This window comes from Aeromonas sp. WP2-W18-CRE-05, assembly GCF_014168615.1.
In the GTDB taxonomy this organism is placed as follows: Bacteria; Pseudomonadota; Gammaproteobacteria; order Enterobacterales; family Aeromonadaceae; genus Aeromonas; species Aeromonas caviae.
In genome coordinates this window covers 678,177-699,573 of sequence record NZ_AP021917.1, presented here as the reverse complement: position 1 = coordinate 699,573, position 21,397 = coordinate 678,177, and the positions used below count along the sequence as shown (strand labels likewise).

At 60.3% G+C, this 21,397-nt stretch carries 17 protein-coding genes and 14 tRNA genes; 3 read left to right on the top strand and 28 right to left on the bottom strand.

The features are described 5' to 3' along the window. Positions 1-21: 21 nt before the first annotated feature. The 3 genes from glgX to malQ all read right to left on the bottom strand — a co-directional run bounded on the left by glgX (position 22) and on the right by malQ (position 6,609). A complete protein-coding gene (gene glgX, locus H7R73_RS03450) occupies positions 22-2,160 on the bottom strand; it encodes a glycogen debranching protein GlgX (protein ID WP_182951471.1) in 2,139 nt (712 codons plus the stop codon). After that, the gene (glgB, locus tag H7R73_RS03445) at positions 2,160-4,337 is read right to left on the bottom strand and encodes a 1,4-alpha-glucan branching protein GlgB (protein ID WP_103260809.1); all 2,178 of its coding nucleotides are present in this window, start codon (positions 4,335-4,337) and stop codon (positions 2,160-2,162) included. Before glgB ends, glgX begins: the two co-directional genes overlap by 1 nt. A gap of 82 nt (positions 4,338-4,419) precedes the next feature. After that, positions 4,420-6,609 carry a 4-alpha-glucanotransferase gene (gene malQ, locus H7R73_RS03440; protein ID WP_010672883.1) on the bottom strand — a complete coding sequence of 730 codons (2,190 nt, stop codon included), beginning with the start codon at positions 6,607-6,609 and terminating at the stop codon, positions 4,420-4,422. 346 nt (positions 6,610-6,955) lie between these two features. On the opposite strand from malQ, the gene gap reads away from it, so the two are divergent. Both gap and H7R73_RS03430 read left to right on the top strand, forming a co-directional pair. After that, positions 6,956-7,951 (top strand): type I glyceraldehyde-3-phosphate dehydrogenase, encoded by a 996-nt coding sequence (gene gap, locus H7R73_RS03435; protein ID WP_010672882.1) that lies wholly within the window; start codon positions 6,956-6,958, stop codon positions 7,949-7,951. A 105-nt stretch (positions 7,952-8,056) separates the two neighbouring features. Next, complete coding sequence (locus H7R73_RS03430; protein ID WP_042015770.1) at positions 8,057-8,917, top strand: D-hexose-6-phosphate mutarotase; 861 nt, start codon at positions 8,057-8,059, stop codon at positions 8,915-8,917. Between the two features lie 71 nt (positions 8,918-8,988). On the opposite strand, the gene nadA is transcribed toward H7R73_RS03430, so the two are convergent. Continuing rightward, positions 8,989-10,062: a quinolinate synthase NadA gene (nadA, locus tag H7R73_RS03425; protein ID WP_010672880.1), complete on the bottom strand. Its 1,074-nt coding sequence runs from the start codon at positions 10,060-10,062 to the stop codon at positions 8,989-8,991. A gap of 142 nt (positions 10,063-10,204) precedes the next feature. Here nadA and H7R73_RS03420 point away from each other — a divergent pair, with 142 nt between their 5' ends. Next, a complete protein-coding gene (locus H7R73_RS03420; protein ID WP_103260810.1) occupies positions 10,205-12,310 on the top strand; it encodes a methyl-accepting chemotaxis protein in 2,106 nt (701 codons plus the stop codon). A gap of 47 nt (positions 12,311-12,357) precedes the next feature. Here H7R73_RS03420 and H7R73_RS03415 read toward each other — a convergent pair. The 24 genes from H7R73_RS03415 to cydB form a co-directional block, all read right to left on the bottom strand. Further along, a tRNA-Val gene (locus H7R73_RS03415) sits at positions 12,358-12,433 on the bottom strand. A gap of 19 nt (positions 12,434-12,452) precedes the next feature. Then, positions 12,453-12,528: transfer RNA gene (locus tag H7R73_RS03410), tRNA-Lys, on the bottom strand. A 21-nt stretch (positions 12,529-12,549) separates the two neighbouring features. After that, positions 12,550-12,625: transfer RNA gene (locus H7R73_RS03405), tRNA-Val, on the bottom strand. 19 nt (positions 12,626-12,644) lie between these two features. Continuing rightward, a tRNA-Lys gene (locus H7R73_RS03400) sits at positions 12,645-12,720 on the bottom strand. Positions 12,721-12,741: 21 nt separating this feature from the next. Then, positions 12,742-12,817 (bottom strand) — tRNA-Val (locus H7R73_RS03395). Between the two features lie 19 nt (positions 12,818-12,836). Continuing rightward, a tRNA-Lys gene (locus H7R73_RS03390) sits at positions 12,837-12,912 on the bottom strand. Between the two features lie 21 nt (positions 12,913-12,933). After that, positions 12,934-13,009: transfer RNA gene (locus tag H7R73_RS03385), tRNA-Val, on the bottom strand. Between the two features lie 19 nt (positions 13,010-13,028). Beyond that, positions 13,029-13,104: transfer RNA gene (locus tag H7R73_RS03380), tRNA-Lys, on the bottom strand. A gap of 21 nt (positions 13,105-13,125) precedes the next feature. Further along, positions 13,126-13,201 (bottom strand) — tRNA-Val (locus H7R73_RS03375). 19 nt (positions 13,202-13,220) lie between these two features. Beyond that, positions 13,221-13,296, bottom strand: a tRNA-Lys gene (locus tag H7R73_RS03370). Positions 13,297-13,344: 48 nt separating this feature from the next. After that, positions 13,345-13,420 (bottom strand) — tRNA-Val (locus H7R73_RS03365). Between the two features lie 19 nt (positions 13,421-13,439). Further along, a tRNA-Lys gene (locus H7R73_RS03360) sits at positions 13,440-13,515 on the bottom strand. A gap of 48 nt (positions 13,516-13,563) precedes the next feature. After that, positions 13,564-13,639 (bottom strand) — tRNA-Val (locus H7R73_RS03355). Between the two features lie 32 nt (positions 13,640-13,671). Then, positions 13,672-13,747, bottom strand: a tRNA-Lys gene (locus tag H7R73_RS03350). 174 nt (positions 13,748-13,921) lie between these two features. Further along, positions 13,922-14,731, bottom strand: a complete 810-nt coding sequence (gene ybgF, locus H7R73_RS03345; protein ID WP_042014605.1) for a tol-pal system protein YbgF — start codon at positions 14,729-14,731, stop codon at positions 13,922-13,924. Positions 14,732-14,888: 157 nt separating this feature from the next. Next, the gene (pal, locus tag H7R73_RS03340) at positions 14,889-15,413 is read right to left on the bottom strand and encodes a peptidoglycan-associated lipoprotein Pal (RefSeq protein ID WP_010672877.1); all 525 of its coding nucleotides are present in this window, start codon (positions 15,411-15,413) and stop codon (positions 14,889-14,891) included. A 48-nt stretch (positions 15,414-15,461) separates the two neighbouring features. After that, positions 15,462-16,787 (bottom strand): Tol-Pal system beta propeller repeat protein TolB, encoded by a 1,326-nt coding sequence (gene tolB, locus H7R73_RS03335; RefSeq protein WP_010672876.1) that lies wholly within the window; start codon positions 16,785-16,787, stop codon positions 15,462-15,464. A gap of 92 nt (positions 16,788-16,879) precedes the next feature. Then, a complete protein-coding gene (gene tolA, locus H7R73_RS03330; protein ID WP_042014603.1) occupies positions 16,880-18,010 on the bottom strand; it encodes a cell envelope integrity protein TolA in 1,131 nt (376 codons plus the stop codon). Positions 18,011-18,015: 5 nt separating this feature from the next. Further along, positions 18,016-18,462 carry a protein TolR gene (tolR, locus tag H7R73_RS03325; RefSeq protein ID WP_010672874.1) on the bottom strand — a complete coding sequence of 149 codons (447 nt, stop codon included), beginning with the start codon at positions 18,460-18,462 and terminating at the stop codon, positions 18,016-18,018. After that, positions 18,462-19,148, bottom strand: coding sequence for a protein TolQ (gene tolQ / locus H7R73_RS03320; protein ID WP_010672873.1), 687 nt, complete (start codon positions 19,146-19,148; stop codon positions 18,462-18,464). The genes tolR and tolQ overlap by 1 nt, the downstream gene beginning before the upstream one ends. Further along, entirely contained in the window at positions 19,138-19,545 is a 408-nt protein-coding gene (gene ybgC / locus H7R73_RS03315) for a tol-pal system-associated acyl-CoA thioesterase (RefSeq protein ID WP_010672872.1), read from the bottom strand. Before ybgC ends, tolQ begins: the two co-directional genes overlap by 11 nt. A gap of 286 nt (positions 19,546-19,831) precedes the next feature. Then, positions 19,832-20,143 (bottom strand): cyd operon YbgE family protein, encoded by a 312-nt coding sequence (locus tag H7R73_RS03310; RefSeq protein ID WP_039039483.1) that lies wholly within the window; start codon positions 20,141-20,143, stop codon positions 19,832-19,834. Next, complete coding sequence (gene cydX / locus H7R73_RS03305; RefSeq protein WP_005331536.1) at positions 20,130-20,246, bottom strand: cytochrome bd-I oxidase subunit CydX; 117 nt, start codon at positions 20,244-20,246, stop codon at positions 20,130-20,132. The genes H7R73_RS03310 and cydX overlap by 14 nt, the downstream gene beginning before the upstream one ends. 14 nt (positions 20,247-20,260) lie before the next feature. Continuing rightward, the gene (gene cydB / locus H7R73_RS03300) at positions 20,261-21,397 is read right to left on the bottom strand and encodes a cytochrome d ubiquinol oxidase subunit II (protein WP_042878756.1); all 1,137 of its coding nucleotides are present in this window, start codon (positions 21,395-21,397) and stop codon (positions 20,261-20,263) included.

Below are 21,397 nucleotides of genomic sequence, written 5' to 3'. Positions count from 1 at the left end.
ACCCAGTCAGGGCGCCTGGCTCTACCCCGCCAGCGGGAACTGTGATCCCGTTGGCAACACGGCGACAACATCCGCTGCCACCACCCCTTCACTCGCCAGCACCGCCGCCGGCAGGGCGACCCGCTCCAGCAGCTTGAGGGAGTGGGCACGCCCCACCGCCACCTGCCGCTTGATGTCGTCCGGCAGGAAAGGCAGGCCGTCGTTGGTGGCGGTGTCGATGGTCTGGATCCACTCCATGCCCTCCCCCGGCGGCGGCAGGCGGAACTGGATGTCATAGTCGCTGGCGTTGAACAGCACGTACCAGCGCTCCCCGGTGCAGCCGATCATGCCGATGTCCATGGCAAACGCCTGCCCCATGGGGGCGTGCCAGTCCTGATCGGTGAGCTGATGGCCGTCCGGGTGATACCAGTTCACCTGGTGGCAGCTGGTCGCCTTGCCGTTCCAGCCGTCGTCGCTCAGTTGCAGGTTGGAGAAGACCCCGGACTCCGCCCGCAGCGCCATCATCTGGCGGGTGAAGGCGAGCAGCCGCTCGTCCTCCGGGCGCAGTTGCCAGTTCACCCAGCTTATCTGGTTGTCCTGACAGTAGGCGTTGTTGTTGCCGAGCTGGCTGCGGCCCATCTCGTCCCCGGCGAGGAAGTGGGGCGTCCCCTGTGACAGCAGCAGGGTGGCGATCAGGTTGCGCTTCTGCTGCTGGCGCAGGTTGTTGATGCGCGGGTCCAGGGTCGGCCCCTCCACCCCGTGGTTGCTGGAGAGGTTGTTGCCGTGACCGTCCCGGTTGTCCTCGCCGTTGGCCTGGTTGTGGCGCTGGTTGTAGGAGACCAGATCCTCGAGGGTGAAGCCGTCGTGATAGCAGAGGTAGTTGACGCTGGTATGGGGGGAGCGCCAGTTCTTCGGGAAGAGATCCCGCGAGCCCACCAGACGGGTGGCAAAATCCCCCATCTTGCCCGCATCCCCGCGCCAGAAGGCGCGCACCGTGTCGCGGTAACGATCGTTGATCTCCAGCCATTGGCTCGGAAACCGGCCGAGACGATAACCGAAGGGGCCGATGTCCCAGGGTTCGGCGATGAGCCTGACCCGCGCCAGCACGGGATCCGCCATCATGGCCTTGAAGAAGGCGCTCATGGGATCGAACTCCCCCGCTTCCCGCGCCAGGGTGACCGCCAGATCGAAGCGAAAACCGTCCACCTGCATCTCGGTGACCCAGTAGCGCAGGGCATCGAGCACCAGTCGCAGGGTATTGGGGTGATCCAGATTGACGCTGTTGCCGCAGCCGGTGACGTTGGCGTGGCGATGGTAATCCGGACCGTGGGCCCCCGACTCGAAGGCGTAGTAGCCCGCGTTGTCAAACCCCTTGAGGGAGAGCATGGGGCCGTCGAAACCCGACTCCGCGGTGTGGTTGTAGACCACGTCCAGGATCACTTCGAGCCCCGCCCGGTGCAGCTCGCGCACCATGGTCTTGAACTCGGTCACCGCGTCCTTCGCCCCGTAGCGCGGTTCGGGCGCGAAGAAGGCGATGGGGTTGTAGCCCCAGTAATTGGTCAGCCCCAGCTGCTCGAGCCTGGGCTCGGACATGAAGGCCGCCACCGGCATCAGCTGGACCGAGGTCACCCCCAGCCCCTGCAGATGCTCGATCATCAGCGGGTGGCTGATGCCCAGATAGGTGCCCTGCAGCGCCTTGGGGATGCCGGGGTGCTGGCGGGTGAACCCTTTGACGTGGGTCTCGTAGAGCACGACCCGCTCCGGCGGGATGCCGGGCTTGCCGACTCCCTGCCAGTCGAAGGCATCGTCCACCACCACCGACTTGCCCACCATGGCCGCGCTGTCCCCGTCGTAGAGGGTATCGTCCCAGTGGGTGGCACGGCTGAGCGCACGGGCATAGGGGTCTATCAGCAGCTTGTCCGGGTCGAACAGCAACCCCTCCTGGGGAGAGCCATGCACCCGGTAGCCATAGCGCTGACCGGCCTTGACCCCGCGCACGTGGCCGAACCAGTACTGGCCGCGCCGACCGGGCAAGGGGAGACGCGCCAGCTCCTGCTCCTCGTCGTCGAACAGGCAGAGCTCCACCTTGTCCGATTGGGGAGCCCAGACACAGAAGTGGCAGCCCGTCTCGTCCAGACGGGCGCCAAGCGGGTGATCTACCCCGTTTTCCATTTCAAACATCAGGACTCCTGTTTGATGAACAAGGTCGCGAGCGGCGGCAAGTCCAGCACCAGGCTGTGTGCCATCCCCTGCCAGGGGGTCGCCTCGGCGACGAAGACCAGACCCACATCATAGTTGCTGCCCCAGTAATGCTCGCTGTCGGTGTTGAGCACCACCCGATAGCGACCGGCAGCCGGCACCCCGAGACGGTAACCGATGCGCGGCACCGGGGTGAAGTTGCAGGCCACCACCAGCGGATGGGCCCCCAGCTTGTCGGCCCGCAGCCAGGCGAAGATGCTGTTGTCCGCGTCCTGGTGATCCAGCCAGCGGAAACCGGCCTGTTCATAATCCGCCTGATACAAGGCAGGTTCATGACGATAGAGGTGGTTGAGATCCCGGATCAGCCGCTGCTGGCCGCCGTGCCTGGGGTACTGCAACAGGTGCCAGGGCAGCTGGGCATCGTGATTCCACTCGTTGCTCTGGGCGATCTCGGTACCCATGAAGTTGAGCTTCTTGCCGGGGTGGGCATACATGAAGCCCATGTAGGCGCGCAGGTTGGCGGCCTGCTGCCACTCGTCCCCCGGCATCTTGTAGAGCAGTGAGTGCTTGCCGTGGACCACCTCGTCATGGGAGAGGGACAGAATGAAGTTCTCGTCATAGTGGTACACCATGGAGAAGGTCATGTCGTTGTGGTGGTAGCGACGGTGAATGGGCTCTTTTTGCATGTAGCTGAGGGTGTCGTGCATCCAGCCCATATTCCACTTGAAGCCAAACCCCAGGCCGCCAAGGAAGGTGGGACGGGAGACCCCGGCAAAGGCGGTGGACTCCTCGGCGATGGTCATGGCGTGGGGGTACTTGCCGTACACCTCCTCGTTGGTCCACCTCAAGAGGCTGATCGCCTCGTAGTTGTGGTTGCCGCCATCGACGTTGGGCACCCACTCACCGGCGTTGCGGGAGTAATCCAGATAGAGCATGGAGGCGACCGCATCCACCCGCAGGCCGTCGATGTGGAACTTGTCGAGCCAGAACAGGGCGCTGGCCACCAGGAACTGGCGCACGGTGTCGCGACCGAAGTCATAGATGTAGGAGTTCCAGTCCGGGTGCCAGCCACGGCGCGGATCCTCGTACTCGTAGAGCGGCGTGCCGTCGAAGCGGGCCAGGCCGTGGGCATCGGACGGGAAGTGGGCGGGCACCCAATCCAGAATCACGCCGATCCCCGCCTGGTGGCACTGATCCACGAAGTATTTGAAATCGTCAGCCGTGCCGTAGCGACTGGTGGGGGAGAACATGCCCACCGGCTGGTAGCCCCAGGAGCCGCTGAAGGGGTGCTCGGAGACCGGCAGCAGCTCGATGTGGGTGTACTCCATCTCCTTGATGTAATCCACCAGTTCCACCGCCAGCTCGCGCCAGCTCAGGCTGTCGCCGTTGGAGTGACGCTTCCAGGAGCCCACATGCAGCTCGTAGATGGAGAGGGGCTGCTCGCGCTTGTCATTGAGCTGACTCTCGCGCCAGGCGGCGTCCTGCCACTGGTACTGGCCGTGGTCATAGACCACGGAGGCGAACGAGGGGTACTGCTCGCTGTAGAAGCCTACCGGGTCGCTCTTGTGGGGCAGGCGGTTGCCCGCCGGGTCTTTCAGTTCGAATTTGTAGCGATCCCCGGCCTTGAGCCCCGGCACGAACAGCACCCAGTGGCCGCACTGGCTGCGCTGCATGGGGTGACGGCGGCCATCCCAGAAGTTGAAATCGCCGATGAGGCTCACCGCCGTGGCGCTCGGCGCGTAGACGGCAAAGCGTACCCCTTCCACCTGCTGGCCGAGGTGCGTCACGGTGCGCAACTGGGCGCCGAGGGTGTGGTAGAGGTTTTCCGGTTGCCAGGTGAGTTCCGCCAACCCTTCCCAGGCGGCAGCCTGGAACTGATAGGGGTCGATGATGTCGGCACTGGCGTCGGCGTAGGTCGCGATGAGCTGGTAGGGGAAGGGATTCTTGCGGCGGGTGAAAACAGTTTCAAAGAGGCCCGCTTCGTCAGCGGCGGTCAGGGTGGCAACTATCTTGCCTGACTTGAGATCCCTGACCCGGACCTCGAGTGCATCGGGCAACCAGGCGGTGAGTTTCAGGCCTGGCCCATCCGGATTGGCCAGCAGGCCTAGATGGGAGAAGGGATCGGCACAGCGGGCGGCAACCAAACGTTCAACGGGCATCGACATTTCCTTTGATGGCTGAACATCCGCTTCGGCCGAAGCCGAAGCGGATGAAAGTGAGTCACATGTTGGCGTTCAAGGCTCAACGGCTGGCCTCGTCACGGGCCCGGCTCATCTTGCCCGCCAGATTCTTGAGCGCCTCGTCGGCGAAGATATCCTCCAGATCCCGGGAGAGCTTGCGACGCCAGTTGGGGTACTCGTAGCTGGTACCCGGCACGTTGACCGGCTTGTCCATCTCCAGCCAGTCTTCGAGCTGGGTGCTGAACAGGGCACAGCTGCCGCGGGACATGTGCAGTTGCAGACCGTGGTTGAGCTCGGTATTCATGCCGACCCAGTTCACGTCGTGACTGATATTGCCAGAGATGACCCCATGAGCATGCAGGCTGTCAAGGATCCGCTGCTTGGCCTGGTGGCGATCAGCATACAGGGTCTTGAGTACGTCTTCATCCGGGTACAGGCCCAGTTCGCGTCCCAGCGCCAGATCGTCGCAGTGCCAGAAGCCTTTGAGGGTCGGCATGTCGTGGGTGGTCAGCGCCGACATCGCCTGCTCGGCGTAGTGAGCCGGGGAGATGAAGCCACCATCGTCCTTGGAACGCTCGAAGAAGAACACCTTGTAGGAGTGGACGCCGTTCTCTTTCAGGGTCACGTCGATCCCCTCCGGCACGGTCCCCAGATCCTCGCCGATCAGCAGACACTGGTTGCGGTGGGACTCGAGGGCCAGGATCCCCAGCAGATCGTTCACCGGGTAATAGATGTAGGCCCCCTTGGCGGCGGACTCTCCGGGCGGCACCCACCACAGGCGCAGCAAGGCCATCACGTGGTCGATGCGCAGGGCGCCGCAGGAGCGCATGTTGGCACGGAACAGATCCACCATGGGCTGGTAGGCGGCCTCGAACAGCTGGTTCGGGTTCATGGGGGGCAGGCCCCAGTTCTGGCCGAGGGGGCCGAGGATGTCGGGCGGTGCACCGACCGAGGCTTTCGGGCAGTAGAGATCCCGGTTTGCCCAGATCTCGGTGGAGCCTTCGGAGACGCCGACCGCCAGATCCCGGTAGATCCCCATCACCATGCCGGCGGCCTTGGCGCGGGCATCGGCCCGGGCCAACTGCTCGTCAGCCAGGAACTGCAGATAGAGATAGAAGGCCACATCCTGCTGGTGCTCGGCCATCCAGGCCGCCACTTCGGGGTTGTGGTAATCGCGCAGCGCCTCGGGCCAGACCGGCCAGCCCCAGGCATTCTCGCCCTTGGCATAGAAGTGGGCCTGCAGGGCGTCAAACGCTGCCTGCTGTTGCAGGCTGTCACCGCCGGCAGCCACGAAGGCATCGAACGCAGCCTGACGCTCGGCGCTGAAGCTGGCCTGGTCGAACACCTGGCGCAGCATCCCGATCTTGGTCTGGATGACGCCGGTGTAATCCACGTTGTCCTTGACCCGCAGGGAGGTGAGGTGCTGCTGGAAGGCCGGGCTCGCCACCTCCGCTTTCAGGCGATCGTTGCCCAGGAATTCGGGCACCGCTTCCACGTCGATATAGGCGACGTTGAGCCAGCGACGGGAAGAGGGGCTGTAGGGGCTGGCACTCTCCGGGTTCGCCGGATAGAGGGCATGAATGGGGTTGAGACCGACGAAGTGGGCTCCCCAGGCGGCGGCATTCTCAACCAGCTGGCCGAGATCGCTGAAATCGCCGATGCCCCAGTTGTGGCGGCTGCGCAGGCAGTAGAGCTGGACGCTCGGGCCCCACACCTTGCGACCATTGGCGATGGGCGCCTGCTTGTAGCAGGACTTGGGGGCAACGATGAGACGCATGGTGGCCAGCGGCTCGTCATTGCCCTCTTCCAGCAGGATGAGCTGGTGATAACCCAGCGCAGGCTGCACATCCAGGGTGACGCGATAGGCCTGGCACTCCATCTCCTCGAACTCGGCCACCCCGACCAGCTCACCCTCGATGGGAGTGAGTTGACCGGACAGCACTGCACCCTGCTCCTGCTGGAGCTGCCAGGTGAGGGCATCGTTGACGAATTCGATGGGGAGGCGAACCTCAAGAGTAACGGCGTCGCCGCTGCGTACCACCATCACGGGATCCAGCGCGCGCAGCCAGTGCTGGCGGTGCTCCTGCTCAAGCTGTTCGGACAGGGCGGCCTCGTCGTCGACGCGGTAGCCCATGGCGCCCAGCATGGCGGCCTTGCTCTCTTCCGATACCAGGGCCGGCTGGCCCCAGGCATCAACATACTCACTGGCAATGCCTTTGGCGGCAGCCAGCTGTTCAATCAGGGTGGTCATAGTTTGAGAATTCCCGCTGTGGATTCTGTCTACGCTATTTTGTGATTAATTTTTATGGTTGGTACTTGAACAGTGGCTCTTTGGCCATGCTAAACCGCGCACATTTTTACATATCTCCCCGGCTGGATGTGTGACCGGGCAGGCACTATTGTTGTTCTCTGCCACCGACTTTGCTGATGATGCATTCAACAAAAGTTGGTAGCCAGTTACATAAACCGAAAATAAATTTCACAGTTTTTCATGATATAGCGCAATTTCGCGCAGATTGTTGGTTGACTCGCGAGGGAGTTCTAGTAAATTTACAAACGGAATTTTCTTTGACTACTGAACAGTTAGGTAACCAATTATGACTATCAAAGTAGGTATTAACGGTTTTGGCCGTATCGGTCGTTTCGTTTTCCGTCTGGCCGCTGAGCGTGCTGACATCGAAGTGGTTGGTATCAACGACCTGATCGACGTTGACTACATGGCTTACATGCTGAAGTACGACTCCACTCACGGTCGCTTCAAGGGCACTGTTGAAGTCAAAGACGGCAACCTGATCGTCAACGGCAAAACCGTACGTGTTACCGCTGAACGTGACCCGGCCAACCTGAAATGGGGCGAAATCGGTGTTGACGTTGTTGCCGAAGCAACCGGTCTGTTCCTGACCGACGAAACCGCTCGCAAGCACATCGCTGCCGGTGCCAAGAAAGTCGTACTGACCGGTCCGTCCAAAGACGCTACCCCGATGTTCGTCATGGGCGTCAACCAGGATTCCTACGCTGGCCAGGACATCGTTTCCAACGCTTCCTGCACCACCAACTGCCTGGCCCCCATCGCCAAGGTTCTGAACGATACCTTCGGTATCGAATCCGGCCTGATGACCACCGTTCACGCTACCACTGCTACCCAGAAGACCGTTGATGGTCCGTCTGCCAAAGACTGGCGCGGTGGCCGCGGTGCGGCTCAGAACATCATCCCGTCCTCTACCGGTGCTGCCAAGGCTGTTGGCGTGGTCATCCCGGAACTGAACGGCAAGCTGACCGGCATGGCCTTCCGCGTTCCGACTCCGGACGTGTCCGTTGTTGACCTGACCGTCAACCTGAAGAAAGAAGCGTCCTACGCTGAAATCTGCCAGGCCATGAAGGCTGCCTCCGAAGGCGCCATGAAGGGCGTGCTGGGCTACACCGAAGACGAAGTGGTTTCCACCGACTTCCTGGGTGAGCGTCAGACTTCCGTGTTCGATGCCAAGGCTGGTATCCAGCTGAACAAGACCTTCGTGAAAGTCGTCTCCTGGTACGACAACGAAATGGGCTACTCCAGCAAGGTTCTGGACCTGATCGCTCACATCTCCAAGTAATTTGGGATGCGCAATCGCGTAGCTTGAAAAAAGGCGGCCAATGGCCGCCTTTTTGTATTCTGAATCACGGACCCTTTCTGAATGTCCCCGAGCACTGGAGCCTTTATGACACCGACACGTACGCTGACTGCCCACTGCACCCTGAGCCAGGATGGCCTGCCCCTGCTGACCATAGACAATGAGCACGCCAGGGCCGAGATAAGCCTGTTTGGCGCCCATGTGCTGCGTTACCAACGCCATGGTGAGCCGGCCTCTCTCTGGCTCAGCGACAAGGCGATACTGGATGGCAGCAAGCCCATTCGCGGCGGCATTCCCCTCTGCTGGCCCTGGTTCGGCCCCTCCCCCGCTCGCGTTGGCAGCGGCAAGCCGGCTCATGGCTTCGCACGCAACTGCCTGTGGACGCTGGATGGGGTCTCCGATCACGGGGATGGCACACTCGTCCACCTCTCCCTGCGTGACAACGATGCCAGCAGGACGCTCTGGCCCCATGCCTTCGAGCTGGAGCTGGACGTACTGGTCGGCAAGGAGCTTTCCCTGGTGCTGACCACCCGCAACACCGGCAAGTCAGCGCTCACCTACAATGCCGCCCTGCACACCTACCTGCAGATCAGTGCGCCGGAAGCGGTAACCGTGACCGGCCTCGGCGAACCCTATCTGGACAAGCTGACCGGCCGCAACGAACTGCAACAGGGAGCGCTGACCGTCACCGCAGCCATGGATCGCATCTACCGCCAGCCCGATGCCATGGTCAGCGTGCAGGATGGTGAGCGCACCACCCGGGTGGTCAGCGGCAACCACGACAGCGTGGTGGTCTGGACCCCCTGGCAGGAAGGGGCCAGCGCCATGGCCGACATGAGTGACGACGGTTATCGCACCATGCTCTGTGTCGAGGCAGCCATCACCGCCGAGGACGGGATCACCGTCGCGCCCGACGAGGAGCACAGCTTCTCCACCGTCATCATCTGACGATACGGCTGACGGATAAATTAAAGAGGGCTCCCGCGGGAGCCCTCTTTGCATCTTGCCATCAGCGACGATCAGGCGTTGCCCTGGGTCTTGAGCTTGAGCTCGGCGGCGAAATCCAGCATGCGATCGAGCGGGACAAGCGCTTTGAGACGCAGTGCCTCATCCACATGGATCTCGTGACGCTCGGCACCGTCGGTCAGGGCTTCCTTGATGGCCACCAGGCCGTTCATCGCCATCCAGGGGCAGTGGGCGCAGCTGCGGCAGGTGGCACCATCGCCGCCGGTGGGCGCTTCCACCATCTCTTTCTCCGGGCATGCCTGCTGCATCTTGTAGAAGATGCCGCGATCGGTCGCCACGATCAGTTTCTGCTGGGGCAGCTCTTTGGCGGCCTTGATGAGCTGGCTGGTGGACCCCACCGCATCCGCCAGCTCGATGACGGAGGCCGGAGACTCCGGGTGCACCAGCACGGCGGCATCCGGGTTCTGGGCCTTGAGCTCGCGCAGCGCCTTGGCCTTGAACTCGTCGTGCACGATGCAGTGCCCCTGCCAGCGCAGCATCTCGGCCCCCGTCTTCTTCTCGATGTAGGCGCCGAGGTGTCTATCCGGGCCCCAGATGATCTTGTGACCCTGACTGTCCAGATGTTCGACGATCTCCAGCGCAATACTGGAGGTGACCACCCAGTCGGCCCGTGCTTTCACCGCTGCCGAGGTATTGGCATAGACCACCACGATGTGATCGGGGTGGGCATCGCAGAAGGCGGAGAACTGGTCGATGGGGCAACCCAGATCGAGGGAGCACTCGGCCTCCAGCGTCGGCATCAGCACCCGCTTGTGGGGGCTCAGGATCTTGGAGGTCTCTCCCATGAAGCGCACACCGGCCACGATCAGGGTCTGGGCCGCATGGTCGCGACCGAAGCGAGCCATCTCCAGGGAGTCACCCACGAAGCCACCGGTGGCTTCTGCCAGGGCCTGGATCTCGGGATCCGTGTAGTAATGGGCAACCAGCACGGCCTGGCGCGCCTGCAGCAGCACCTTGATCTCGGCGATCAGGGTCGCCTTCTGCTCGGGAGTCAGGGGCTGTGGTTTGGCCGGGAAGGGGTAGTCCATCTCGACTACCGGCGGAATACTGCTCAGTGCATTGCTCATTGCGACTGTTCCATCAACGCTCGGGAAGGCCAAAATTATAACCAGAAGCCGTGCACAAACCCATCAACAAATCCAGTACAGTACAACTGTCAGGACCCGCTCCGACCATATCGTTGTCATTCTTGCCAAAAGGAGTTGTCGAATGAAACAACGTTCGCTCAAGACCAAGTTGTTGTTGCTCACGCTGGGACTTTTTCTCGCCAGTGGCGTCGCCATGACATGGATACAGTCCTCCTCGCTGAACGGCCTGCGCTATGACATCATGGCGCAGACCCGTGGCGCCCTGGAGCAGGAGGTTTCCCGTTCCCTGCAATTCCAGGCAGAGCGGTATGCCGTGCAGATCGAAGACCAGTTGCAGCAGGCCTATCAGATACCGCTCGGCATGGCGGCGCAGCTTGAAGGAAGCATGGCCCAGCAGGACCAGCGGCTGAGTCGCCCGCAAGTGGAGCTCCTGCTTGGCAGCCGCCTGCGCCAGGCAAACGGGATCAGCTCCATCTACGCCCAGTTCGAACCCAACGGTTACGACGGACAGGACGCCGACTGGCAGACAGGCGCCAGCCATTCGGTTGCCGGCAAGGGCAGCCTGGAGGTCTATTTCACCCGGGAACAGAACGGAAACATCGCGCAGCAGACCATAGATGCCGACACCAGTGACGCCAAGTTCGACACCTCGCGCAATGAATTCGGCATTCGCAACAGCGAGTGGTATCTCTGCGGTCGCGAGACTCGTCGCCCCTGCCTGATGGAACCCTACCTCTACGAGATAAGCCCTGGCCAGAAGATGCTGATGACCAGCCTGACGGTGCCCGTCCTCAAGGATGGCAAGTTTGCCGGGATCACCGGGGTCGACATGAACCTGCCCATCTTCCAGCAACTGGCCGAGCACCTTGGCAAGAGCCTCTATGACAACCAGGCCGAGGTCACCCTGGTCAGCAAGGCGGGCTTCATCGTCGGCAGCAACCGCCATTCGGACAAACTGGGGCGTCCCCTGACAGAGGCCGGACTGGTTGCCCCGAATGGACGCCCCGCCGATACCGACAGCGATTTCATCCTGCAGCAGCCCATACGGATCGATGCCGCCGACAACCAGTGGTGGCTGATGATCAAGGTGCCCAAGGCTCTCGCCCTCAGCCAGGCCAACACCATCAGCCAGCAGCTCGGCAGCCTGTTGCAGGCGACCCAGCAGCAGCAGCTGGTTGCCATCGTTGTCATCACCCTGGTGGCCCTGGGCCTGCTTGTCTGGTTCATCCAGACCATCACGGCGCCCCTCTCCCTCATCAGCCGCCACGTCTCCCACCTCGCCAGCAATGAGGGCGACCTGACCCAGCAGATGCGTATCGACACCCACCAGGAGCTCATCGAGCTGGGCAGGCATCTCAATGCCTTCCTCGGCAAGCTGAGGGCCATGGTGCAGGGCAGCAAGCAGATTGGGCAACAGGTGCATCAGCAGGCCAGGGGCATGAAACAGACGGCCGATGCCATGCGCAGCAGCCTGGATGATCAGAGCCTGGAGCTGGAGAGCGTGGTCAGCGCCATGCACGAGATGAGCACCACGGCAGTCAGCGTGGCGGGCTATGCGGAACAGGCGGCGCAGGAGTCAGAAGCGGCGACCCACCATGTCAGCACGGCCCAGCAGACATTGAGCAGGGCCCGCAGCGAGATCCATACCCTGGTCGAGGACATGCATCAGGCCGACAAGGCGGTCGCCCAGGTCGCCCAGCGCAGCACCAATATCAGCCACATTCTCGATGTGATCCGGGCCATTGCCGAACAGACCAACCTGCTGGCCCTCAACGCAGCCATCGAGGCGGCGCGGGCCGGCGACATGGGCAGGGGCTTTGCCGTCGTGGCGGACGAGGTGAGGGCGCTGGCCAACAAGACCCGCTCATCCACCGACGAGATAGGGCAGCTCATCGGCAGCCTGCAAACCGAGGTCACCAGCAGCCAGCAGCTGATGAGCACAGGGATCGCCCGCTCGGTGAGCACGGTTGAAGGCACGGAGCAGGCCTTCGAGGCACTCAATCAGGTGGTCACCCAGATCCAGCAGATCCATGATCACATCAGCCAGGTGGCGACCGCCGCCGAGCAGCAGAGTGCCGTGAGCGACACCATCAACCAGAACCTGATGCGCATCGGTGACGCCGCCACCACCCTGGGACAAGAGGCCAATGCCAGCCAGCGCCTGAGCGAGGCACTGGAACAGGCGGCCACCACCCTGGCAAGCGAGCTGGATCGACTGCAAACCTGATGGCAGACGGAAACGAAAAAGCCCGCATCGCTGCGGGCTTTTCAATATGGTGGTCGTTACTGGGCTCGAACCAGTGACCCCCTCCTTGTAAGGGAGGTGCTCTCCCAGCTGAGCTAAACGACCTGGGATATGACTGAAATGATGGTGGGTCGTGCTGGATTCGAACCAGCGACCAATTGATTAAAAGTCAACTGCTCTACCGACTGAGCTAACGACCCATCGAAATCATTTTTAAAACATGGTGGTCGTTACTGGGCTCGAACCAGTGACCCCCTCCTTGTAAGGGAGGTGCTCTCCCAGCTGAGCTAAACGACCTGGGACAAGACTGAAATGATGGTGGGTCGTGCTGGATTCGAACCAGCGACCAATTGATTAAAAGTCAACTGCTCTACCGACTGAGCTAACGACCCATCTAAATCATTTTTAAAACATGGTGGTCGTTACTGGGCTCGAACCAGTGACCCCCTCCTTGTAAGGGAGGTGCTCTCCCAGCTGAGCTAAACGACCTGGGATATGACTGAAATGATGGTGGGTCGTGCTGGATTCGAACCAGCGACCAATTGATTAAAAGTCAACTGCTCTACCGACTGAGCTAACGACCCATCGAAATCATTTTTAAAGCATGGTGGTCGTTACTGGGCTCGAACCAGTGACCCCCTCCTTGTAAGGGAGGTGCTCTCCCAGCTGAGCTAAACGACCTGGGATATGACTGAAATGATGGTGGGTCGTGCTGGATTCGAACCAGCGACCAATTGATTAAAAGTCAACTGCTCTACCGACTGAGCTAACGACCCATCGAAATCATTTTTAAAGCATGGTGGTCGTTACTGGGCTCGAACCAGTGACCCCCTCCTTGTAAGGGAGGTGCTCTCCCAGCTGAGCTAAACGACCTGGGATTCAATGTTCAGAGTGGTGGGTCGTGTAGGGTTCGAACCTACGACCAATTGATTAAGAGTCAACTGCTCTACCGACTGAGCTAACGACCCACATCCTGAACTTTTCACCAACCGCATGTGGCGGCCAGTGTTACAACATGGTGGTCGTTACTGGGCTCGAACCAGTGACCCCCTCCTTGTAAGGGAGGTGCTCTCCCAGCTGAGCTAAACGACCTGGGATTCAGTGTTCAGAGTGGTGGGTCGTGTAGGGTTCGAACCTACGACCAATTGATTAAGAGTCAACTGCTCTACCGACTGAGCTAACGACCCACATCCTGAACCTTTCACCAACCGCATGTGGCGGCCAGTGTTACAACATGGTGGTCGTTACTGGGCTCGAACCAGTGACCCCCTCCTTGTAAGGGAGGTGCTCTCCCAGCTGAGCTAAACGACCTGGGAATATTGTCTTCACCTGCTGTGAAGAAATGGTGGGTCGTGCTGGATTCGAACCAGCGACCAATTGATTAAAAGTCAACTGCTCTACCGACTGAGCTAACGACCCTCACCACGACCAGTGCCGACTGCATTACTGCTCCGGCTCTGACGGCGGCCTATATTACGGATTTATCATCCTGGCGCAATAGAAAAATCTTAAATTAAATCTGATTGTTCACTGCGCATACAAAGCACGGCGGTATTTACAAGAGTGTTACGAAAACAGTGACATGCAGCAATGTCACAGCTTGGCCAGACTCTGTTTGGCCAGCTGGGCCGGCGAGGTGTTGGGGTAACCCTTGATCACCTGCTCATAGAAGGCCTTGGCCTCTGTTTTTTTGCCGTCAAGCTGGGCGAGCATGCCGAGTTTCAGCAGGGCATCGGCCCGCTTGGGTGACTTGCTGTATTTATTCGCCACCGTGGAGAACTGGCTCGCGGCCCCCGCCCTGTCGCCCTTGTTGAACATCAGCTGGCCAAGCCAGTAGTGGGCATTGGGAACATAGCTGGAGTTCGGGAACTGCTTGATGAACCCTTCGAAGGCAGGAATGGCCTTGTCGTAGTTCTTCTCCTTGAGCACCATGTTCACGGCCGCGTCGTAGGCCTGGTTCTCATCCTGGTTGGTGGAGTAGTTGGCAGCCGCGGCAGGAGGCGTTGCAGCACCTGCAGCAGGTGTTGCGGGCGCGGCGGCAGGCTGGCTGTTGGCCACCTTGTCGAGCTCTTGGTAGAGTTGGCGCTGGCGCTCCTGGGACTGCTCCATCTGGTAGGTCTGCTGTTCCAGCTGACCACGCAGCTCGGAGACCTCCCCTTGCAGGGAGTCGACCTGTTGCTGCAGTTCGGCCTGCAGACGCAGACGGGCGTTGAGGGTACGCTCCAGCAGAGCAACCCGGTCTTCCAGGCTGCCGGTCGGTACGATGGCACCATTGTTGCCGCTCAGCACCACGCCACTGCTGCCAGAATCCCCGCTCAGATCGCTCACCGGTGCCGCCGCTTGCGCATTCAAAGCAACCAACACGGCCAGCGCAACACCAGCTTGCTTGTACACAGATTTCATTCGGATCAAACCTTAGCGTTTAGTGCAAATAAAACGGCCAGCGCATAGTCGCTCGCTGATACAGATTTCATTCGGATCAAACCTTGACGTTTAGTGCAAATAAAACGGCCATCGAAATGGCCGCTTGCATATAAACGAACGTCGTTCGACTCAAACCTTAGTAAACCAGGACCGCACGGCGGTTCTTGGCAAAGGCTTCCTCGGTGTGGGACAGATCCAGCGGCTTCTCTTCGCCATAGCTGACGATGGAGAGCTGCTCGGCCTGCACACCCAGGGTTTGCAGATACTTGGCAACAGCCTTGGCACGACGCTCACCCAGCGCGATGTTGTATTCCGGCGTACCGCGCTCGTCGGCGTGGCCTTCGATCAGTACCTTGACGCTCGGACGTTCACGCAGGTAGCTGGCGTGGGCATCCAGCAGGTCGGCGTACTGACCCTGAATGTCGTAACCATCGTACGGGAAGTAGATCACGTTGTCGCGTTGCAGCGCTTCGAACTTCTGACGCATCTGCTCTTCCGGGGACAACATGCCGTTGGCGCCGCCGGTTTGTACACCGCCCATGCCGTCAGTCATGCCGGACTCGGCGCCAGCGGCGTCGGAGTCGGAAGAGGAGCTACAGGCAGCCAGGGTGAACAGTGGCAGTGCGATGGCCAGACCCTTGAGCAGTTTATTGAGTTGCATGCTATTTCCTTAAACCTTTATAACAAAACAAAAAACAATCGATTTTTATCAATTCAAGAAGGGCGACCAAGCTGGTGCACGAATTTCACCGCTACTGGTCGGAAGCACTGCCTTGAAGCGACCGTCGGTCGACACCAATGCAAGACTCTTACGACCCTGATAGATGGTGGCATAAATGATCATGCTGCCATTGGGAGCCACACTTGGCGATTCATCCAGAGCACTCTGGGTCAGTACCAGCATGGCTCCATTTTCCATATCCTGGCGAGCGATGCGATATTGTCCCTGAACCCGGGTCACCATCACCATGGACTTGCCGTCCGGTGTGATGGATGCCCCCTGGTTGGAATCCCCTTCCCAGGTCATCCGGCGAGTCATGCCAGTCGCCAAATTTACGCTATAAATCTGGGGTTTGCCACCACGTTCAGAGGTGAACAGCAAAGTTTGACCGTCCGGCATCCAGGAGGGTTCGGTGTCGATGGTGCGGTTATTTGTGACTCGAGTGAGTTGCTTGCTAGCAACATCAACGACATAGATGTCAGGCTGCCCATCTTTGGACAGAACAATAGCCAAACGACGACCATCTGGAGACCACTCCGGCGCACCGTTGATGCCACGGAAGCTGGTGATCAGACTGCGCTGCTGGGTGTAGATGTCCTGCACATAGATCTCGGACTTCTGGTTCTCGAAGCTCACGTAAGCCAGCTTGCTGCCATCCGGCGACCAGGCCGGGGACATCAGGGGTTCACGGGAGCGCAACAGAGTCTTCTCGTTGTAGCCGTCGTAGTCGGAGATCCGCAGCTGATACGGGAACTGGGTGCCCTGCTGCACGGAGACATAGGCCAGACGGGTCAGGAAGGCACCACGCTCACCGGTCAGACGCTCGTAGACGATGTCGGAGATGCGGTGGGCAAACTGGCGCATCTGGGCACCCGGGATGGTCGCCATGCGGCTGTCCAGGATGTAACCGTTCGCTTCACCGCCCTGAGTCTTGGCCAGTTGGCCTTTCAGGACGTCGACCAGCTCGAAGTTGATCTTGTAGGTGCCATCACCCACGGCGGCGATGGAGCCGACCACCACGGCTTCGACCCCCTGGGAAGCCCAGGGCGCGAAGTTGATCTCGCCGCTGGTGCTCGGCGTCTGCGGCATCTGGCCACGGGCCAGCGGCTTGAACTTGCCGCTGCGCATCAGGTCGTTGGAGACCACTTCCGCGATATCCTGCGGCAATTGGCCATTGCCCTCCCACTTGAAGGGGGCGATGGCGATGGGGCGCGCACTGTCGATACCGCCGGTGATGACGATGTCCAAGGCCGCCTGAGCGCTCTGGCCTAGCAGAAGGCAGCCAACCAAAGCAAAAAACACTTTTCTTATCATGGCTTAAATACTCTGTTCCAAAAAAATGAGAGGTGAAATCCCTTTATCAGCAGATGCTGCCAACCACGGTCATTGACCCCGTTCTATCACGCTTAGATGCTCGGTTCTAACTTGAGGTTAAACTCCTTCAACATCTCGAATGCCGCCGGATCCTTCGGCACCGGCAACTGGTTGGCCTTCAGTACCGCCGCCTTGCCGGAGCGGCAGACCGCCGGATCACCTTGACCGTTGTCCACCGAGATGACGAAGCCGCTACTGGCCAACTTGACACCGATAGTACATGTTTTGCCCCGCATGGTGGGATCCAAAATCATGTAGCGCTCGACCGTGGCCTTGATGAGGGCGGCATACTTGTCGACCTCGCCCTTGGCGGCTGCCGATGCTGCCTGACTGCGCGCATTGGCCTCGGCGGCCAGCTGCTGCTCCATCATGGCTTCCATCTCTTTTTGCAACTTGGCCTCTTCGGCCGCCTTGCGCTTGCGCTCCGCCTCAATCTTGGCCTTTCTGTCAGCCTCGGCCTTCGCCTTCTTCTCTGCGTCAGCTTTTGCCTTCTTGTCAGCCTCTTCCTTCGCCTTCTTCTCGGCCTCGGCCTTGGCTTTCTTCTCGGCTTCCGCCTTCGCCTTTTTCTCGGCTTCGGCCTTGGCCTTCTTCTCGGCTTCCGCTTTCTTGGCTTTGGCCTCTTCCGCCTTGGCCTTCTCTTCAGCCTGCTTCTTCTCCAGCTCTTCTTTTTTCTTCTTGAGCGCCAGCGCCTTGGCCTCTTCCGCCGCCTTGCGTTCGGCTTCGGCCTTCTTGGTCTTCTGCTCTTCCAGCTTGCGGGCTTCCTCGGCTTTCTGGGCCTTCTCTTCCGCCTGCTTCTGTTCAGCCTCTTTCTTCTGCTTGTCGGCTTCGGCCTTGCGGGTCGCCTCTTCGGCCTGCTTGCGCTTGGTCTCGGCGATACGCAGACGCTCCTGCTCCTGTGCCAGCTCGCGTTTGACGCGCTCAGCGTCTTCCTTGTCCTTCTGCTGCTGTGCAGCCTTGGGCTGGGCCTGCTTCTGCTGCTGGACCTGCTGCATCTGCTGCTCCAGCATTTCGCTGTCCATCATGACCGCATTGACGATCTGTCCCTTGGACTCGGGGCGCTTGGGTTTGCTGAAGTCGACACCGACCAGCAGGATGATGCCGATGATCAGATGCAGCAGCAGCGACGCGACGAGATAACCGGAAATACCACGCTTCACATCCATCTCCGTCAGTTCACCGGATCCGTCATCAGACCAACCTGAGGCACACCGGCTTTCTTGAGGGCCACCATCAGCAGGATCACCTCCTCGTAGCGTACGGACTTGTCACCGGCGACCACCACGGGCGCGTTCTGGTTGATGGCCAGATAGCCCATGGCCTTCTCGGTGATGTACTGCTGCATCGCCTCTGGGGTGCCGCTCGGTACGGGTTCGTCATCCGCCTCGCCGGCCTTGATGACGTACTCACCCTCGGTATTGACGCTGACGATGAAGGGCGGCTTGGAGTCTTCCGGCAACTGCTCGGACTCCGCCTGGGGCAGGTCGACCTTGACCCCCTGCGTGATCACGGGCGTGACCGCCATGAAGATGATGAGCAGCACCAGCATGACGTCGATATAGGGCACCACGTTGATCTCGGCGACCTTCTTGCGTTTGAGCCGCTGATAGGTTTGCATTACTTCTCACCCTGCTGTGCGATTTGGCGGTTCAGGATGGTGGTGAACTCGTCCATGAAGTTGGCGTAGGCGTTTTCCAGCCGTTCGACCTTGTTGGTGAAGCGGTTGTAGAAGATAACGGCCGGGATGGCGGCAAACAGACCCATGGCGGTGGCGATCAGCGCCTCCGCGATACCCGGTGCCACCATCTGCAGGGTCGCCTGCTGAACCTGGCCCAGAGCGATAAAGGCGTTCATGATCCCCCAGACGGTACCGAACAGACCGATATAGGGGCTGATGGAACCGATGGTCGCCAAGACCGGCAGGTTGGACTCGAGATCGTCCACTGCACGGGACAGGGAGACGCGCATGGCGCGATAGGTACCGTCCATCACCGCATCCTGACCGCGGGCACCGGCCTTGAGCAGGCGGGCATACTCCTTGAAGCCGGAGTAGAAGATGTCTTCCATGCCTTCGATGTCGTCACGACGGGAGGAGGACTCCTGGTAGAGACGATTGAGGTCGACCCCGGACCAGAATCTGTCTTCAAACTGCTCCGAGGCGAGGTTGGCCGCCTTGATGGCCTTGGAGCGCTGGATGATCAGCGCCCAAGAGACGACCGACATGCCCATCAGGGTCATCATGACCAGTTTCACCAACAGACTGGCTTGCCAGAACAGGCCAATAAACGAAATTTCAGCGTGCACTTAACAGCACTCCCTTGATTTTTTCAGGTATTGCAACAGGTTTCATTTGCGGATGACTGACACAGGCGATCTGTACCATGGCCTGAGTGATCAGCCGTCCATCAGCCGCCAGGATCTGCTGTGAAAAACGCATGGAAGCGCGTTTCACTTCAGTTACTTGCGTCATTACGGTCAGCAGTTCATTGAAGCGGGCCGCCGCGCGGAAGTCGATTTCGGTGCGACTCACCACAAACGCGATCCCCGCCTGCAGCAGGACATCCTGTTCGATGCCGCCTGCGCGCAGGAATTCGGTGCGGGCCCGTTCCATAAACTTGAGATAATTGGCGTTGTAGACGATGCCTCCGGCATCCGTGTCTTCGTAGTAGACACGCACCGGAAACTCAGAGACTTCCCCCATAAAAATCTGTGATCCATTCGACAGTCAGATGGGGGGCTATCATAGCGCAGGGCTGAATAGGAAAGAAGCAGGGGGAGACAGGGAAATCCCCTCTCCCCCTGTTTTTTATGGCGTGCTGCGGCGCCGACAGGCCGAAGACCACAGGGCTGTCAGCATCGCAAGAAAAGCGGACAAGAGCAGTGGCTGCGAGCGGCGTGACGAGCGAGGTTCTGTCGCTCTGACCGGGCGACGGCACGCCCCTCAAAAAAGAAGAAGGAGGTGGGCTGATGCCGACCTCCTTCATCATTTATGGCAGGTAGTAGCTGCTGGTCAGCCAGAGCCCGCAGAGCAGGCTGGGCAGGGCGAGCCAGGGGAAGAACAGCACGCGACCCACCAGGCTGCGCGGGTGAAACCCCAGTCCATGCATGACACCGCAACAGACCGCCCACATCAGCCAGGGCGCAAGCCAGAGGCCGTGCTCACTGGTGTTGGCCGCGACCAGGTTGGGCGCCTGCAAGATGGCGACAGCCAGCAGGGCCGCCGCCAGCAGCATCAGACCTTGCCATGGCTGGCGCTCCAGAGGAGCGGCCAGCCGGGCGAGCCTGTCACTTGTCTTCATCAATCTGACGATCCAGGTTCTCGGTGTGCTCCAGCCAGAGCGCATTGATAATCCCAAACGCACAGGCCAGCAGCAGCCCCAGGATCCAGGTGAAATACCACATATCAGGGCACCTTCTTAGTAGAGCGATTGTTGGTTGTCTTCGATGTGCTTGTTACTCACCCGGCCGAACATCTTGATGTAGGTCCAGATGGTGTAAGCCAGCACGGTCGGCACGAAGACGACTGCGACTACCGTCATCACCTTGAGGGTGTTGAAGGAGGCGGTGGAATCCCACATGGTCAGGCTCTGGGACGGCTCGAGGCTCGAGGGCATCACGAACGGGAACATGGAGAAGCCCGCGGTCAGGATGATGCCGGCGATGGCCAGGGAGGAGAACAGGAACGCCACCCAACCCTTGTCCAGCTTGGCCGCCACGGCGGTCAGCAGACACATCACCAGACCCAGCACGGGTGCGGCAATCATCCAGGGATAGAGGCTGTAGTTCTGCATCCAGGCACCGGCCTGCACCACCACTTCCTTGTGAAGGGGGTTGGTGACGGCGTCGGTGGCGACGGAGCCCACAATCACATAACCATCCATGCCGCTCACCCAGACACCGGCCAGGGCGAACAGCACCAGGGTCAGCAGGGAGAAGATCATGGCGGCGGTGCGAGAGCGCGCCAGCACTTCACCTTCGGTCTTCATCATCAGCCAGGTTGCACCCTGGGTGATGATCATGAAGAGGCTCACCAGACCGGCCAGCAGACCGAACGGATTGAGCAGACCGAAGAAGTTGCCGTGATAGGTCATCATCAGGAACTGGTTGAAGCTGAACGGTACACCCTGCAGCAGGTTGCCGAACGCCACCCCGAAGATGACAGGGGGAATGGCGCTACCGGCAAACAGAGCCCAGTCCCAGTTGGAGCGCCACTTGGCATCTTCCTGCAGGGAGCGGTACTTGAAGCCGACCGGACGGAAGAACAGCGCCATCAGGGTCAGGATCATGGCAATGTAGAAGCCGGAGAAGGCCGCCGCATAGACCATGGGCCAGGCGGCAAACAGGGCACCACCGGCGGTCACCAGCCAGACCTGGTTGCCTTCCCAATGCGGCCCCATGGTGTTGAGCATCACGCGACGCTCCACATCCTTCTTGCCGACGAAGGGGAGCAGGGCGCCCACCCCCATATCGAAACCGTCGGTGATGGCAAACCCGATCAGCAGCACGCCGACCAGCACCCACCAGACCAGACGCAACAGTTCGTAATCAAACAT